Origin of the sequence: Streptosporangium sp. NPDC051022, assembly GCF_040683035.1 — a bacterium.
Taxonomy (GTDB): domain Bacteria; phylum Actinomycetota; class Actinomycetes; order Streptosporangiales; family Streptosporangiaceae; genus Streptosporangium.
This window is the reverse complement of the sequence record NZ_JBFBCF010000038.1, coordinates 85,803-101,219: the sequence shown is the minus strand read 5'-3', so window position 1 is coordinate 101,219 and position 15,417 is coordinate 85,803. Positions and strand designations below refer to the sequence as shown.

Sequence of the window (15,417 nt, the reverse complement as noted above, 5' to 3'; positions counted from 1 at the left end):
GCCGCAGGGCCCGGCCGATCAGGTCGCCGCGGTGGTTCCAGCCGGGGTCCCCGGGGCTGAGCTCGGGTCCGCGGAGCCGTACGAACACCTCCCCGCGGACGGGTGAACGGTCCAGCACGCCCCCGCGACGCTGGACCACCTGACCGAGCAGGTCCCACGACTCCCGCCGAACGCGGAGGGCCGAGTCCCGTGGACCTCTCCCGGTGGTTCTCACCCATCTGATGGAGATAGACGTGATTTATTCGCGGTTGGTTCGCGATTGGTGCGGGAAATAATTCCGAGCGTCTGTCGGGCGATCTCCAGTTCCTCGTCGGTGGGGATCACGGCGACCTTCACGGCCGCCCCGTCGGGGGAGACGATCCGTTCGCCCCGCGCGTTGCGGGCCGGGTCGACGGCGATGCCCAGCGCCTCGAGGCCGTCCAGCGCGGTCTGCCTGACCAGCGGGGAGTTCTCCCCCACGCCCCCGGTGAACGCGATCACGTCCACCGTGCCGAGCACGGCGTAGTAGGCGCCGACATACTTGCGCAGCCGGTGGCAGTAGACCGAGAAGGCCAGCTCCGCGTCCGGGTCCCCGGCGGCGAGCCGCTCCTGTACGGCCCGCATGTCGTTGTCCCCGCACAGGCCGCGCATGCCGCTGCGGCGGTTGAGCAGCGTGTCGATCTCGTCGAGGGACATGCCCGCGACCCGCCCCAGGTAGACGACGATCGCCGGATCGAGGTCACCGCTGCGGGTCCCCATGACGAGGCCCTCCAGCGGGGTCATGCCCATCGAGGTCTCCAGGCAGCGCCCGCCGGAGACCGCGGAGGCGCTGGCCCCGTTGCCCAGGTGCAGCACGATCACGTTGCCGCCCGGCCGGCCCACGGCGGCGGCCGCCTCGCGGGAGACGTAGGCGTGCGACGTGCCATGGAAGCCGTAGCGGCGGATCCTCAGCCGCTCGGCCACCTCCCGGTCGATGGCGTAGGTCGCGGCGGCCGGGGAGATCGTGGAGTGGAAGGCGGTGTCGAAGACCGCGACCTGCGGCAGGTCGGGGCGGAGCCGCCGGACGACCTCGATGCCCGCCAGGTTGGCCGGGTTGTGCAGCGGCGCGAGCGGGACGAGGTCCTCGATCTTCCGGATCACCTCGTCGGTGATCAGCGTGGGCTCGGTGAAGGTCGTGCCGCCGTGCACCACCCGGTGCCCGATGGCGGTCAGCTCCGGGGAGTCGAGCCCGAACCCGCGGTCCGCGAGCTCCGTAGCGACGATCTTCAGGGCCGCCTCGTGGTCGGCGACCGGGGAGCCCGGCTCGCCGATCCGCTCGACCATTCCGGACGCCAGCCGCTCGTCCCCGGCCAGCAGCCGGTACTTCACGGAGGACGAACCGGTGTTGAGCACCAGCACCCGGCTCACCGTGTCTCCCTTCCGGGGCGATCCGCCCGCCGCCTTCCCCGCCTTCGGGGTGAACCACCCATCACTTCCCGCGACCCGCTCATCACGTCGTCTCCCGCCCTTCCCGTTCCCGCCCCTTGTCCTGCCGTTCCCGGGCCTCCTGGTCCTGCCGTTCCTGGGCCTGGATCGCGGTGATGGCCACGGTGCTCACGATGTCGGTGACCAGCGCGCCCCGCGACAGGTCGTTGACCGGCCTGCGGAGCCCCTGGAGCACCGGTCCGACCGCGACGGCCCCGGCGGAGCGCTGGACGGCCTTGTAGGTGTTGTTGCCGGTGTTCAGGTCGGGGAAGATCAGCACGGTCGCCCGGCCCGCGCCCCGGGAACCGGGCAGCTTGGCCGCCGCGACCCTGGGATCGACCGCGGCGTCGTACTGGATCGGGCCCTCCACCAGCAGGTCCGGTGCCCGCTCCATGACCAGGGCGGTGGCCTCGCGCACCTTGTCCACGTCGGCGCCGGTACCGGAGCGGCCGGTCGAGTAGGACAGCATCGCGACCCTCGGCTCGATGCCGAAGCGCCGCGCCGTACGGGCCGAGGAGACGGCGATGTCGGCGAGCCGCTCGGCGTCGGGGTCGGGGTTGATCGCACAGTCGCCGTAGACGAGCACCCTGTCGGCCAGGCACATGAAGAACACCGAGGAGACGATCGAGGTGCCGGGGACCGTCTTGACGATCTGGAACGCGGGCAGGATCGTGGCGGCGGTGGTGTGCGCGGCGCCGGAGACCATGCCGTCCACCACTCCCCGGTGCAGCATCATCGTGCCGAAGAAGTTGACGTCGGTCATCACCTCCGTCGCCCGTTCGGGCGTCATCCCCTTGTGCGCCCTGAGCCGGGCGTACTCCTCGGCGAAGGAGTCGCGCAGCGGGGAGGTCAGCGGGTCGACGACGGTCGCGCCGGACAGGTCGAGGCCGAGGTCGGCGACCCGTCGGCGGACCACCTCGGGCCGGCCCAGCAGGGTGAGGTCCACGATGCCGCGCCGCAGCAGGACGTCGGCCGCCCGCAGGATCCGGTCCTCCTCGCCCTCGGGCAGCACGATGTGGCGCCGCTGGGCCCTGGCCCGCTCCAGCAGGGTGTGCTCGAACATCATCGGGGTGAGCCGGTCGGAGCGGGCCAGCTCGATCCGGTCGGCCAGGTCGGCGGTGTTCACGTGCGCCTCGAAATGTCCGAGGGCGGTGTCGACCTTGCGCGGGTTGTCGGCGGTGAGCCGTCCTTCGAGCCCGGCCAGGGTGGTGGCGACGGTGAAACTGTCCGCCGCGGCCGACAGCACCGGCATTCCCGGCGCCAGCCGGGCGGTGATGGCCTTGACCGCCTCCGTCGGCTCCTCCCCCAGCGTCAGGACCACGCCGGACGGCCTGACGGTTCCGGCGGCCTCGGCGGCCACCGAGGCGAGCAGCAGGTCCGCGCGGTCGCCCGGCGTGATCACCAGCCCCCCGTCGGCCAGGTGCTCCAGGAACACCGGCAGGGTGGCCCCGCCGAAGACGAACCCGAGGACGTCCCTGCGCAGTGCCTCCTCGTCGCCCTGGACCTGCTTGGCGTCCACCGCCCCGAGCACCTGGGCGACCGTCGGCGCCGACAGCGAGGGATGCTCCGGGATGACGTAGCAGGGCACCGGCAGCTCCGGCTCGACCGTCATCCCCTCCGGCACCCGGTTGGCGACCACGGCCAGGACCGTGCTGCCGAGGTCGGAGAAGACCTGGTATCCGGTGCGCATCTCCATGGCGATCTCGGTGTCCCGCTCGCCGTGCGCGCCCACCACCACGATCACCGGGGCGCCGAACTCCGCGGCGAGACGGGCGTTGAACGCCAGTTCCCGCGGCAGGTCGTCGGTGGCGAAGGAGCTGCCGAGCACCAGCAGGGCGTCGCACTCCCGCTCCAGGGTGTGGAAGCGGGCGACCAGCCGGGCGATGAGCTCCTCGGTGCCGTGGCGCGCGTAGATCTCCGCGGCGTCCTCGGCCGTAACGCCGATCGCCGAGGTCGCCGGGCGGTATCTGGTGCCGAGCAGTTCGAGCGTGCGGTCGCCGTCCCTGACGATCGGCCGGAACACCCCGGTCCTGCCGACGCGGCGGGCGAGCAACTCCATCAGGCCCAGCTCGACGATCTGCCTGCCGTCTCCGCGCCCGAGGCCGGCCACGTAGATGCTGCGCATACGTGCCCCTTCTATGGTTTTCTACCCCCCGGAAACCTCTGTCATCAAGGAGTAAAACACCTTCGGGGAAACGCCGGGTGTCAGGAGTTCGCCGTGATCCACGCGCCGATCCGGCGGACCAGCCCGGGGGTCGCCGCCGACTCCGCGTGACCGTATCCCGGTTCGATCCAGAGCTCCTTGGGGTCGCGGGCCGCGTCGAAGATCTGGTGGGCGTGGTCGAGGGGGAAGAAGGCGTCGGCGTCGCCGTGGACGACCAGCAACGGGGTCGGCGAGATGGCCGTGGCCGCCTCGTGGGGGGCCGGCGGCACCGGGTCCCACACCCCCTTCCCGATCCGCGTCCGCTTGCCGATCCGCGCGGCCCAGCGTCCGAGCGGCCGCTCGATCGCCCAGTGCACCTGCCGCATCGGCCGGGTTCCCCGGTAGTACCACCGGGCGGGCGCGCTGACCGTGACCACCGCGTCGATCTCGCCGCCCCGGCGGCGGTCCCCGGCGTCCGTTCCGCGCCACCCCGCGTGCCGTACGGCCACCGCCCCGCCCATGGAGAACCCGACGACGGCGACCCTGCCGTAGCCGATCGTCCGGGCGTGCCGTACCGCCGCGTCCAGGTCGAGGATCTCCCGGTCCCCCACGGTCGACTCGCCCCCCGAACGGCCGTGGCCCCGGAAGTCGAACGAGATCACCCCGCCGAACCCGCTGAGCACGTGGGTGATCCGCCGCGTGGGGCCTTCCCTGAGCGATCCGGTGAACCCGTGCGCCAGCACGATCCCCAGGTCGCCCGGTCCGCGCGGCGGGGTGTGCGCGGCGTCGATCCGCACGTTGTCCTCGGTCCTGAGCATCACGGCGAACGACGGCGCTAGTGGCATGCCTTCGAGCTTAGGACGGCCGGGCCCCGCCGTTCTCCCGAGACCCTTCAGCGCTCCTTCACGGCGGCCCGCCGCGTTCCGGTCCTCGGCCCGCGCCAGTGGGCGGGGACCTGGAGCCGCCCCTCACGTCTCAGCCGGCGCTGTCCCGCGATGAGGAAGGGAAGCGACGGCAGCCAGCCGCCCAGGCCCCAGCCCACCAGGTACGGCCCCACACCGCCGTCCAGCGAGCTCGCCCACCGGGGCCCGGCCACGAACACGGCGGTCCACCCGAGGAGCACGACGGTGTGGACGACCGTCAGCCGGCTGAGCCGGAAGGCCCGTCCGACCTGCCGCAGGCCGACGCGCGAGCAGATCCACCCGGCGAGGGCGGCGACGACCAGGACCGGCCAGACCGGCGACAGCGCCGGGAGCCCGACCATCTCCGGAACCGGGAAGGACATCGGCACCACGCACAGGAAGGACGCGAGGACTCCGGCGTTGAGCCGCATGTTGTCGTCGTCGAACCCCTCGGCCGTCGCCCTGGCCCGGTCACGACGGCGGCGCAGGTCGGCACGGATCCCGTCCTGACGGAACCGGGCCTTGACGGCCCAGTCGAGCAGGCGCAGGAGAGCGACCATGCCGAGGACGATCAGCGTCGTGGGAAAGGAACCACCGCCCTCCTCCCGGGCCAGGCCGAGCGCGTCGGCGATCCCGTTGCCCGCGCCGTACAGCGCCGTGTCCACGACCCCGAAGAAGACCCCCACGATGACGGCCGCCAGGAGCGCGTTGGCGGCCGTCCGCCACGGCCCCGTCTTCGCGGACCCGCCCACCGGATCCTCCGGGGCGGAGAGCAGGGCCTCGACCTCGGCGCGGAGCGGGACCGCCCCCGTCTCTCCCGCACCTCCCGCCTCTCCCGCGTCTCCGGTGCCTCCGGTGCCTCCGGCGTCGTCGGCCAGGGCCAGGTCACGGCGGGCCGCCGCCGGGTCGCCCTGGTGAGCGTGGACCATCGCGCGCAGCAGGAGCGGCTCGGGCTCGCCGGGACGGTCGGCGATCAGACGGGAGACATAGGAGTGCGCCCAGGGGAAGTCTCCGCGGGTGCACAGACGTCGAACATGATCTACGTCGGCTGCCACGAAAGTGGATTGTGTCAGCTCGCCATACCGGAGAAAAGGGCCGAGCCGTACGTCGAAAGGATGTCCCCGGGGTGAACAGAGGGCCTTCGTCCGGCGGGGACGTGAGAGTGATTGTTCGGATCAACTAAAATGGGGAGGCCGCACGGTCCGCGGCCAGCCTCCACGATCACAGAGTGAGATTCCAACATGCCTTTGAACAGCCGCGATGACCTGCGGAACATCGCGATCATCGCGCACGTCGACCACGGCAAGACCACTCTCGTGGATGCCATGCTCTGGCAGTCCGGTGCGTTCCGGGCAAACCAGGATGTTGATGACCGTGTCATGGACTCCAACGACCTGGAGCGCGAGAAGGGCATCACCATTCTCGCGAAGAACACCGCCGTCAAGCACGGTGACATGATTCTCAACATCATCGACACCCCCGGTCACGCCGACTTCGGCGGCGAGGTCGAGCGCGGCCTGTCGATGGTGGACGGCGTCGTGCTGCTGGTCGACGCCTCCGAGGGTCCACTGCCGCAGACGCGCTTCGTGCTGCGCAAGGCGTTCGCCGCCAAGATGCCGGTCATCCTGTGCATCAACAAGGTCGACCGCCCCGACGCCCGGATCAAGGAGGTCGTGGACGAGGTCTACGAGCTCTTCATCGACCTGGACGCCACCGAGGAGCAGATCGACTTCCCGATCGTCTACGCCTCGGCCAAGGCCGGCCGCGCCTCGCTGAACCGGCCCGCCGACGGCGGGATGCCCGACTCCGAGGACCTCGAGCCGCTCTTCGAGGTCATCAAGGAGACGATCCCGGCTCCGACCTACGACCCGGACGCCCCGCTGCAGGCGCACGTCACCAACCTGGACGCCTCGTCCTACCTGGGCCGGATCGCGCTCTGCCGGGTCCACCAGGGCACCATCAAGAAGGGCCAGCAGGTCGCCTGGTGCCGTACCGACGGCACCATCCAGAAGGTGAAGATCACCGAGCTGCTGATGACCGAGGCGCTGGAGCGCAAGCCCGCCGAGGAGGCTGGTCCCGGCGACATCATCGCGATCGCCGGCATCCCGGACATCATGATCGGCGAGACCCTGGCCGACCCCGAGGATCCGCGCCCGCTGCCGCTGATCACGGTGGACGAGCCCGCGATCTCGATGACCATCGGCACCAACACCTCGCCGCTGGTCGGCAAGGTCAAGGGCGCCAAGGTCACCGCCCGCATGGTCAAGGACCGGCTCGACAAGGAGCTCGTCGGCAACGTGTCGCTGCGCGTCCTGCCGACCGACCGGCCCGACGCCTGGGAGGTCCAGGGCCGTGGCGAGCTGGCGCTGGCCATCCTGGTCGAGCAGATGCGCCGCGAGGGCTACGAGCTGACCGTCGGCAAGCCCCAGGTGGTCACCAAGGTCGTCGACGGCAAGGTGCACGAGCCGGTCGAGCGCCTGACCGTCGACTGCCCGGAGGAGTACCTCGGTGCCGTGACGCAGCTGCTGGCCGTGCGCAAGGGCCGGATGGAGCACATGACCAACCACGGCACCGGCTGGATCCGGATGGAGTTCGTGGTCCCGGCCCGCGGCCTGATCGGCTTCCGGACCGAGTTCCTCACCGAGACCCGCGGCACCGGCCTGGTGCACCACGTCTTCGAGGCCTACGAGCCGTGGTTCGGCGAGCTGCGCACCCGCAACAACGGCTCGCTGGTCGCCGACCGCTCGGGCCCGGTGACCGCGTTCGCGATGCTGAACCTCCAGGAGCGCGGCGTGCTGTTCGTCTCGCCGACCACCGAGGTCTACGAGGGCATGATCGTCGGTGAGAACTCGCGCTCCGACGACATGGACGTGAACATCACCAAGGAGAAGAAGCTCACCAACATGCGCTCCTCGACCGCGGACGAGACCGAGAAGGTCATCCCGCCGCGCCAGCTCTCGCTGGAGCAGGCGCTGGAGTTCATCCGCGAGGACGAGTGCGTGGAGATCACCCCGGAGAACGTGCGCATCCGCAAGGTCGTCCTGGACGCCGCGACCCGCGGCAGGTCCGCCGCCCGGGCCAAGCGCGCCAACTGACCGTCCGGCCCGCCCGGAGCACTCGGCCCGCCCGAGCCCGCCCGGGGAGTTCCACCGACGCCGGGGTGCCGGACCTGAAGGTCCGGCACCCCGGCGTTTTTCTTGTGATTTCTCCTTTTTCCGCCATTTCCCCTTTTCTTTCTTTTTTATCTGCTTTATCGGCGTTCCCGTGCCCCTTTTCCCTTCCCTGGCGTCCCGCTTTCCCCGCCGCCCGCGACCCTTCCCGCCGCCCCGCGACCCTTCCCGCCGCCCCGAGCCCGTGAGCGGCGCATCCAGCCAGGTCCAACCCTTCTCCAAGAGCCATCGGGCAGGATCCTCACCGAAAGGAGGGATCCGGTGATGCGTTTCATGACCGGCCCGGCTTATCTGGCCCTGTCGCTCGCCTGGTTGATCTTCGCCGTGCTCGTACCCCTGCTCACCTGAGCTCCGGCGGTACGGCCCGCCCGCCCCGGGAGGACGAATTCCGGCTCCCCGGGCGGTGCCCCGGCCACCGGGTTCACGGCCTTGCGGCGGGCGCCGATTCGAATGGCCGTTTTCTCCGCACCTCTCCGCCGTCGTGCGAGAACATCGGCCGTCCCACAGAAGTGATCGCTTACCGGCCTCGTACTTTTCCCCCGAAATGGTGCCCTTTAGAAGGGGGACGGGCGGGGCGTACCTGGTCGAGCGGGCGATATCGCCGTCCTGTGGGGCGGAATCGAGGTAGCGTGTTCGGAAACGGCGTTCGCGACCTCATCATCGGTTCATCGTCGAACCGCCTAATGGTTTCGGGGGGTAGTGGGGCCATTTGAGGCTGCCCGCGTCCGAGAATTACCGCTCGACATGCAGACGGATCACACCAAGAGAATGGCGGAGCAGAAATGGACCTGAGCAATCTCCCGTGGCGGAAGTCGAGCTTCAGCAGCCCCAACGGGGGCGACTGCGTCGAGGTCGCCGAACTCGGCGTCGCCGTACGGCGTCCAGAGCACAAACGGGAGGCATGCCATGTCGTCCGCGACAGCAAGGACCCCACGGGCCCCGTGCTCTACTTCACTCCCGCCGCGTGGCGGGCCTTCCTCGACGGGGTGAAGGCCACCGAACCCGGCCCCGGATCCGATCTCGGGTCCGCTTTCGCGCCCGCCGAGCACACCGGACCCGCAGAGCACGGCCCCATCGAGCACACCGGACTCATCGAGCACACCGGGACCGCCGGGCGGTCCCTGACGGCCGGGTGAGCATCGGCCACACCCCCGGGACGGACGGAGAACCCCCGGCCCCATCGCCGGGGGTTCTCCCGCGAAAAGGCCGCCACCGCGCCCTCTTCACGGTCTTCGGTCAGGACGTCACCGCACACTGACCGCGGTCCTTCTTGACGGGTCCCTCCGCGTTCGGGCGGACGTCGAAGTCGAAGATCTCCGTGGGCAGGTAGAGCGAGCAGCACGCGTTGGGGATGTCGACGACCCCGCTGATCCGGCCCTCGATGGGCGCGGAGCCCAGGAGCAGGTACGCCTGCTCCCCGGTGTAACCCCACCTCTTGAGATATTCGATGGCGTTGAGGCAGGCCCGGCGGTAGGCGACCGTGGCGTCGAGGTAGTAGTTCGTGTTCGTGTCATGGTCGACGGAGATGCCGATGAACGACAGGAACTCCGAGTAACGCGGCTCGACGTTTCCCGGCATGAAGATCGGGTTGGTGCTGACGCCGTACTTCTCCATGCCTCCCTTGATGAGGTCGATGTGGAAGTCGACGAAGCCGCCCATCTCGATCGCCCCGCAGAAGGTGATCTCACCGTCGCCCTGGCTGAAGTGCAGGTCCCCACCTGAGAGCTTGGCGTCCTTCACGTAGACGGGGAAGAAGACGCGTGCTCCCCGGGTGAAGTTCTTGATGTCGTGGTTGCCGCCGTTCTCCCGCGCGGGAACCGTACGGGCTCCCTCACGGGCGATCCGGTCGGCCACCTCACCGGTCGCCGTCCCGGCGAGGGCGTTGTCCGCCAGGGGCGGCAGCCCCAGCGCCGGAACCCGGTTGGGGTCGGTGTCGATGAGCGCCTGCTCCCGCCGGTTCCAGCTGGCGAGCAGTTCCGCCGACGGCGCCGTGCCGAACAGTCCGGGGTGGGTGATGCCGGCGTACCTGATGCCGGGCAGGTGGCGCGATGTGGCGAATATGCCGTTGAAATCCCAGATCGCCTTGTAGGCGTCGGGGAAGTAGTCGGTCAGGAAGCCGCCGCCGTTCACCTTGGCGAATATGCCGGTGTAGCCCCACCCCTGTCCCGGTACGTCACCGGTCTCCTGGGGAACCGGGCCGAGGTCCAGGATGTCGACCACCAGGAGGTCGCCCGGTTCGGCCCCCTCCACGCCGATGGGCCCGCTCAGCATGTGCGCGAGGGTCAGGTCGACGTCCCGCACGTCGTTCGACGAGTCGTTGTTCTTCAGCTGGGCGTCCGTCCACTCACGGCACTCGACACGGAACACGTCTCCGGGGCGCACCATGGTGGCCACGGGTATGTCCGGGTGCCATCGGTTGTGACCCGGTACATCCTGATCACGCATTGACCTCGACTGATCCACAGTGAACACGACTTTCGGCATGACAACTCCTTCTCACGAACACGTAGCCGATGATCGGATATCCGCAGGTCGCATCACCTCCCCTCCTGCTCCCCGCGTCGCCTCTCGCGCGGTCCCGGTACACGGGCCCGGCGGACGGCGGACGGCCTAGTGCGCGGTGATCGTCTCCCCGCCGGCGGGGCCGGTCCTGGCGGGGCCGCCGGGCAGGACACCCCGCCTCATCAGCACCCACAGGCCGCCGAACACCACCACGCCGAACACGGCGAGGACTATGGCCAGGACGGTCTGGTTCCAGCCCTGCCAGTAACCGGCGAGCAGGAGGAAGGACGGGATGGCCGCGGTGACCCAGCCCTCGATCGCCGCCACCCAGCCCGTGTAGGCGGTCAGGTGCTCACGTTTCAGGCCCAGCAGCAGGAAGAACAGCAGCCACAGGAACGACCAGTAGAGCCAGATGACGCCGAAGGGCTTGTCATTGAGATCCCGGAAGTTGATGAACGAGTAGCCGAGCGCCATGATGGCCACGAACAGCGAGAAGTAACCGACCCCCGTGCTGTCGAACCCGCCGAGCAGGCCGACGCCCACGTAGAGGTAGGTGAAGCCGAACAGGAAGATCCCCGAGGCGCCGAGTACCGCGGCCCTGCTGTCACCCGCGGCGATGATCAGGACGGTCGGCGTGACCACCTGCAGTGCCCCGACGAAGAGGTTGAAAATGGCCGCGGCCCGCGCATCGACCTTCCCCAGCAGCATCAACCCGTTGAGGAAAAGCACCGCACCGACGTAGAGCAGTCCGACGTTTCCCACCGATGGCACACCCCCTAGTGTCCGTGACGGGCGGTTGTCAGCCGCGTGCCCGCGCACGTCGTACGGCGCGGCCCGGCTGTCTCCGCCCGTGTTCCGGCCGTCGTCCACCGGACGTGTCCCGGATGTGCGGGCGGTGCCGCGTCCGGCCCCGCTCCCGTGAACGCCGGACATCGACGCCGGACATCAACATCGGGCATCGACGTCGGACATCACGGAGCCGGGCGCGCGTGGACGCGTTGTTCCGTGCTCGGTCGCTGTTGTGTTGGCTCCGTCGCTCACGTGATCCCGTTGTCCGCGCGCTCGCGCGTTCGCGGATCCGTTCGTCGCCCGTTACGGCCGGGGCAGGCGGGCCAGCGCCGGGTGGGGTGGCCGGGGGGCGCGCTGCCGGCGTGGCAGGCCGGTGACGACTTCGGGCGCGTCCGCGCTGCGCTCCTCGCGGGTGAACGCGGCCGACAGCGCCGCGGGCATCCACGAGAAGTTCGGCGGAGAGAAAACGCGACGGGCATCGCGCCCGCAGGTGGAGCAGTCACAGGACGGCGGTGCGCTTCCTATCGGAAGGTGAACATCAAATCGCCCACAATCCATACAAATATATTCATAGGTTGCCACAAGCACCTCCCCGCTTACCCGGAGATCAGGACATCCCTTTCCGGCTCTCCGGCTGACGGCATCGTGGATCTACGGTGGTGCGGAGCCACCTTTCCGGGGTATCCGAAATCGGGCTGACCTGTCAAGGCCCGGGGAAGGCCCCCCTTATTGCGTGATATGCGGAAAACGCCGGATAGCCGGTCGAGGGCCGTCATGCCGTAAACGAACAAAGACCGAGGGAATACGGTGCCCTGACGATGCCCTGATGGTGCCCCGACGATGCCCCGGACGAGCCCGCCCGTCCGGGCGGCACTCGCCCGGTGCTCACCGGCGAGTGCCCGACGCGGGGCCTCAGTCGGTCGGCAGGTGGACGGTGAGCCACTCGACGAGCGGAACGAGATCACGCCAGACGGCGCGCACCCGGTCGAGGACCTCGGGGGTGTGCACCCAGGGCGCGAGCTCGAAGCCACGACCGGCGTGCAGGGATCTGTGGCGCAGCAGGTCGAGCCGGGGATGTTCGTCGGGAACGCCCCTGGGGCGCGTCTTGAGGCGGTCACCGTCGATCACGTAACCCGCCGCGCGCGCCTCGGCCACGATCTTCTCCAGCGGCACGCCGCTGATCTCCTCGTCGACCGCCTGACGGTAACGGGCCAGCCGGCCTCCCTGCGCGGCGTAGAGGCCCGCCCCGACGTCGAGCCCGGCGGCGTCGATCTGGAGGTAGTAGCCGATGGCCTCGCCGGTGGCGATGTAGGCCCCCTGGTGCGTCTTGTAGGGCGACTTGTCCCTGGCGAAGCGGACGTCGCGGTTGGGGCGGAACAGGTGCACCCGCCCGAACTCCGCCTCCAGTGCCGCGCCCAGCGCGGCCATCGGGGCCTTCACCGCCTCCTCGTAGACCTGCCGGTGCCGGGTCCAGTAGGACTTGGAGTTGTCGGCCTCCAGGCCCTCGTAGAACATGAACGCCTCGTCGGGGAAGCCGGTGAAACCCATGCCGCCCATGGTGCCACCGGCCACCGACAATCACGGGATCGCGGCGGGCGGAGTCCCCCGTATGCCGTCCTTCTGGCTGGTGTACTGCCTGCCGGGGATCAGGCGGCGGACGCCGTACAGCTCGGAGAGGGTCACGAACGCGTAGCCCCGCTTGGCGAACTGGTCGAGGATCGCCGGGACGGCCTCGACGGTGGTGGGGTGGATGTCGTGCATGAGCACGATGGAGCCGGGCCCGGTCTGGGTCGCGCGCTGCGTGACGAGCGAGGGGTTGCGGTCACGCCAGTCGAGGGTGTCGACGTCCCACAGCACCTGGGCGAGCCCCTCCCGGCGCGCCTCGGCGGCGACCTTGGCGTTGGTGGACCCGTACGGCGGCCGCATGACGGTCATCCGGACCCCGGTCAGCCTCCTGACGACCTTCTGGGTGTTGACCAGCTCGAACCTGATCCTTCCCGGCGACAGCTGGGTGAGCGGCAGGTGGTTCCAGGTGTGGTTGCCGATCTCGTGTCCCTCGGTCACCATCCGGCGGAGGTTCTCCCCCCGGTCCTCGGCGGCCATCCTGCCCAGCACGAAGAAGGTCGCCCTGGCCCGGTGCCTGGCGAGGATGTCCAGCAGCCTGCCGGTGTACTCCCCCGGCCCGTCGTCGAAGGTCAGCGCCACGCACCTGACCCGCCTGCAGTTGATCCCGCGCGCCCCCGGGGACCTCGGGAGGGTGTTCCTCGGCCACTGCGGCTGGAGGCCGACCAGTCTGTCGGCGAGTTCCTCGGGGTCGAAGGGCGGGGACGGAGACGGTGACGCCCACGAGGACGCGGACGGCTCCCCCTCGCTGTCCAGCAGGACGGCCGAGGTGCCGCACCCCCCGGCCCCTAGGAGCAGCAGAGCGAATGGAACGATCCACAGCCGCACGTCCACCCCCGCGAACCAGGCGGGGAACTACGGATAATCCTCGGCCACGTCCCCCCGCAGGATCTTGGCCAGTTCCTCCCACCAGGATGGGACATCGGACTGTAGTTCCGCATAACGACGCGCCACACGAATGGCACATCCCTCGGGATCAGTGCCCAGATGACGCCGTTTCACCTGTCCCTCCTGCCACCTGTAGAAACCATCCCGGAACCGGACGACAAGCCCGATCCACACGGACAGGGTGCCGTCGTTGCCGATCTCGTGGACACCGGTGACGCCGAGCCCCGTCAGCTCGGCGCGGAGCCTGTCTATCGCCTCCGCCGCCGCGGCGAACTCGCTCACCCGTCACCTCCCCGGCGACGCCGTCGTGTTCTGCGCGGACCGCACGGCCGGGGAACGCCCCCGTCGACCGGCGGACTCGGCACGCCGGCAGGAGGCAGCGAAAGCGACATAGTGTAATGATGCGACTCCGGACTGTTCGCCGACACCCGTTCGCCACTATTGGTCGGGCGTCCCACGAGGTTCCGTGACGACCATCACGAAGCGCAGGGGCCCCTCCCCCCGGTTGGCGTACCTGTGCGGCCGGTCCGCGCAGAACACGACGGCGTCGTCGACGCCGATGACGTGGCTCTTGCCGTACACCGACAGGGTGAGCTCCCCCTCCAGCACGGTGAGCATCTCCCTGGTGCCCGGCGGATGGGCGTCGCCGTCGTGGTGCTCACCCGGAGCCAGACGCCAGTCCCACAGCTCCAAGATCGACGGCGCGTCGCTGCCGACCAGCAGCCGGGCCGAGCTCGCGGTCCCGTGCGGGAAGGTGACGACGTCGGCCGCCTGGACCACCCGCACCACAGGGGTGTCCGACACCTCGACCATCCGGGCCACCGTCACGCCGAGCGCGTCGGCGATGCGGGTGAGCGTGGTGATGCTGGGGTTGGTCCGCCCCTGCTCGACCTGGACGAGCATGCCCCGGCTCACCCCCGAACGCGCGGCGAGCTCGTCGAGCGTCATCTGCCGGTGCGCCCGCTGGGCCCGCACGTTGTTCGCGACCGCGGCGGTGATCGTCTCTGGATCCATGAGGACAGTGTAGTGAGCACTGAGTGCAGTATATTATCCTGATATATATTGCACTAATAGTGCAATCCATTGAACCGGGGGGAAGCGTGACCGCTGTGGTGCTGGCGACGCTCTGCGCGGTGGTCTACGGCACGGCCGACTTCTTCGGCGGCCTGGCCACCCGCAGATCACGTGTGCTGGCCGTCGTGGTGCTCTCCCAGTCGGCCGGCCTGGCCCTGGTGGTGGCGCTGATGCCACTCCTGCCCGGCGCCCTCACCGGCGAGGCGCTCGTCTGGGGCATGGCCTCCGGGGTCTCCGGCGCCGCCGGGCTGGTGCTGTTCTACCGGGCGCTGGCCACCGGGGTGATGTCCGTGGTCGCCCCCGTCACCGCGACCACCTCGGCCGCGCTACCGGTGCTGTTCGGCCTGGCCACCGGGGAACGCCCCGAGGCGACGGCACTGGCCGGCGTGGCGCTCGCGCTGGTCGCGGTGCTGCTGGTGAGCCGCGACTCCTCACCCGTCGCGGCGGAACGGGGCCACGGTCCCGTCCTGACCTCGCTCGCCGCGGGCGCGGGCTTCGGCGGCTTCTTCGTCCTGCTCGCCCAGACCCCCGGGGACTCCGGAATGTGGCCCCTGTTCGGAGCCCGGCTGGTCTCGATCACCCTCATCGCCCTGCTGGCCCTGGCCACCCGCAGCACCCTGCGCCCCGGGGCGGGCGCGCTGCGGATCATCCTGGCGGCCGGAGCCCTCGACATGGCGGCCAACGTGCTGTTCATGCTCGCCCAGCAGCGCGGCCTGCTGAGCCTCGTCGGCGTCCTGGTCTCGCTCTACCCGGCGAGCACCCTGGTGCTGGCCAGATACGTGCTCAAGGAGCGGCTCAACGCCGTCCAGATGACGGGAATCGGCTTCACCCTGGCCGCGGTGGCGTTGATAGCCGCGGGCTGAGCGGAGCGGTGGCGTTGACG

Annotated in this window: 14 protein-coding genes and 1 pseudogene; 3 read left to right on the top strand and 12 right to left on the bottom strand. The window is 69.9% G+C overall.

All coding sequences use genetic code 11. The features are described 5' to 3' along the window. Positions 1 to 210: 210 nt before the first annotated feature. From AB0N02_RS40350 to AB0N02_RS40335, 4 genes are all read right to left on the bottom strand, one after another. Positions 211 to 1,386 (bottom strand): acetate kinase, encoded by a 1,176-nt coding sequence (locus AB0N02_RS40350; protein ID WP_363958380.1) that lies wholly within the window; start codon positions 1,384 to 1,386, stop codon positions 211 to 213. An 82-nt stretch (positions 1,387 to 1,468) separates the two neighbouring features. After that, positions 1,469 to 3,568, bottom strand: coding sequence for a phosphate acetyltransferase (gene pta, locus AB0N02_RS40345; RefSeq protein WP_363958378.1), 2,100 nt, complete (start codon positions 3,566 to 3,568; stop codon positions 1,469 to 1,471). An 80-nt stretch (positions 3,569 to 3,648) separates the two neighbouring features. Then, positions 3,649 to 4,431: an alpha/beta fold hydrolase gene (locus AB0N02_RS40340; protein ID WP_363958375.1), complete on the bottom strand. Its 783-nt coding sequence runs from the start codon at positions 4,429 to 4,431 to the stop codon at positions 3,649 to 3,651. Between the two features lie 47 nt (positions 4,432 to 4,478). Further along, positions 4,479 to 5,543 carry a hypothetical protein gene (locus AB0N02_RS40335; RefSeq protein WP_363958372.1) on the bottom strand — a complete coding sequence of 355 codons (1,065 nt, stop codon included), beginning with the start codon at positions 5,541 to 5,543 and terminating at the stop codon, positions 4,479 to 4,481. 186 nt (positions 5,544 to 5,729) lie between these two features. Here AB0N02_RS40335 and typA point away from each other — a divergent pair, with 186 nt between their 5' ends. Both typA and AB0N02_RS40325 read left to right on the top strand, forming a co-directional pair. Beyond that, positions 5,730 to 7,583, top strand: coding sequence for a translational GTPase TypA (gene typA, locus AB0N02_RS40330; RefSeq protein ID WP_363958370.1), 1,854 nt, complete (start codon positions 5,730 to 5,732; stop codon positions 7,581 to 7,583). Between the two features lie 857 nt (positions 7,584 to 8,440). Continuing rightward, complete coding sequence (locus tag AB0N02_RS40325) at positions 8,441 to 8,794, top strand: DUF397 domain-containing protein (RefSeq protein ID WP_363958367.1); 354 nt, start codon at positions 8,441 to 8,443, stop codon at positions 8,792 to 8,794. Positions 8,795 to 8,894: 100 nt separating this feature from the next. Here the strand turns inward: AB0N02_RS40325 and fmdA are convergent, their stop codons facing one another. The 8 genes and pseudogenes from fmdA to AB0N02_RS40285 all read right to left on the bottom strand — a co-directional run bounded on the left by fmdA (position 8,895) and on the right by AB0N02_RS40285 (position 14,474). Continuing rightward, a complete protein-coding gene (gene fmdA, locus AB0N02_RS40320) occupies positions 8,895 to 10,142 on the bottom strand; it encodes a formamidase (protein ID WP_363958364.1) in 1,248 nt (415 codons plus the stop codon). Between the two features lie 126 nt (positions 10,143 to 10,268). Then, complete coding sequence (locus AB0N02_RS40315; RefSeq protein ID WP_363958361.1) at positions 10,269 to 10,931, bottom strand: AmiS/UreI family transporter; 663 nt, start codon at positions 10,929 to 10,931, stop codon at positions 10,269 to 10,271. Positions 10,932 to 11,252: 321 nt separating this feature from the next. Next, complete coding sequence (locus tag AB0N02_RS40310; protein ID WP_363958397.1) at positions 11,253 to 11,390, bottom strand: hypothetical protein; 138 nt, start codon at positions 11,388 to 11,390, stop codon at positions 11,253 to 11,255. Between the two features lie 15 nt (positions 11,391 to 11,405). Further along, positions 11,406 to 11,531, bottom strand: a pseudogene (locus AB0N02_RS40305) (zinc ribbon domain-containing protein); the annotation flags it as partial. A gap of 330 nt (positions 11,532 to 11,861) precedes the next feature. Beyond that, positions 11,862 to 12,497, bottom strand: a complete 636-nt coding sequence (locus AB0N02_RS40300; RefSeq protein ID WP_363958358.1) for a DUF2461 domain-containing protein — start codon at positions 12,495 to 12,497, stop codon at positions 11,862 to 11,864. Positions 12,498 to 12,527: 30 nt separating this feature from the next. Further along, a complete protein-coding gene (locus AB0N02_RS40295) occupies positions 12,528 to 13,406 on the bottom strand; it encodes a polysaccharide deacetylase family protein (RefSeq protein ID WP_363958355.1) in 879 nt (292 codons plus the stop codon). Between the two features lie 21 nt (positions 13,407 to 13,427). Further along, positions 13,428 to 13,742, bottom strand: a complete 315-nt coding sequence (locus tag AB0N02_RS40290; protein WP_363958352.1) for a hypothetical protein — start codon at positions 13,740 to 13,742, stop codon at positions 13,428 to 13,430. Positions 13,743 to 13,898: 156 nt separating this feature from the next. Next, the gene (locus AB0N02_RS40285) at positions 13,899 to 14,474 is read right to left on the bottom strand and encodes an XRE family transcriptional regulator (RefSeq protein WP_363958349.1); all 576 of its coding nucleotides are present in this window, start codon (positions 14,472 to 14,474) and stop codon (positions 13,899 to 13,901) included. An 86-nt stretch (positions 14,475 to 14,560) separates the two neighbouring features. Between AB0N02_RS40285 and AB0N02_RS40280 the strand changes: the two genes are divergently transcribed. Next, positions 14,561 to 15,397 carry an EamA family transporter gene (locus AB0N02_RS40280; RefSeq protein ID WP_363958346.1) on the top strand — a complete coding sequence of 279 codons (837 nt, stop codon included), beginning with the start codon at positions 14,561 to 14,563 and terminating at the stop codon, positions 15,395 to 15,397. Positions 15,398 to 15,417 lie beyond the last annotated feature (20 nt).

What these genes read in the sequence shown, in the direction of transcription:
- pta (WP_363958378.1), bottom strand. Translation starts at nt 3,568, where the DNA reads ATGCGCAGCATCTACGTGGCCGGCCTCGGGCGCGGAGACGGCAGGCAG.
- AB0N02_RS40340 (WP_363958375.1), bottom strand. Translation starts at nt 4,431, where the DNA reads ATGCCACTAGCGCCGTCGTTCGCCGTGATGCTCAGGACCGAGGACAAC.
- typA (WP_363958370.1), top strand. Translation starts at nt 5,730, where the DNA reads ATGCCTTTGAACAGCCGCGATGACCTGCGGAACATCGCGATCATCGCG.
- AB0N02_RS40325 (WP_363958367.1), top strand. Translation starts at nt 8,441, where the DNA reads ATGGACCTGAGCAATCTCCCGTGGCGGAAGTCGAGCTTCAGCAGCCCC.
- fmdA (WP_363958364.1), bottom strand. Translation starts at nt 10,142, where the DNA reads ATGCCGAAAGTCGTGTTCACTGTGGATCAGTCGAGGTCAATGCGTGAT.
- AB0N02_RS40310 (WP_363958397.1), bottom strand. Translation starts at nt 11,390, where the DNA reads ATGCCCGCGGCGCTGTCGGCCGCGTTCACCCGCGAGGAGCGCAGCGCG.
- AB0N02_RS40300 (WP_363958358.1), bottom strand. Translation starts at nt 12,497, where the DNA reads ATGGGTTTCACCGGCTTCCCCGACGAGGCGTTCATGTTCTACGAGGGC.
- AB0N02_RS40285 (WP_363958349.1), bottom strand. Translation starts at nt 14,474, where the DNA reads ATGGATCCAGAGACGATCACCGCCGCGGTCGCGAACAACGTGCGGGCC.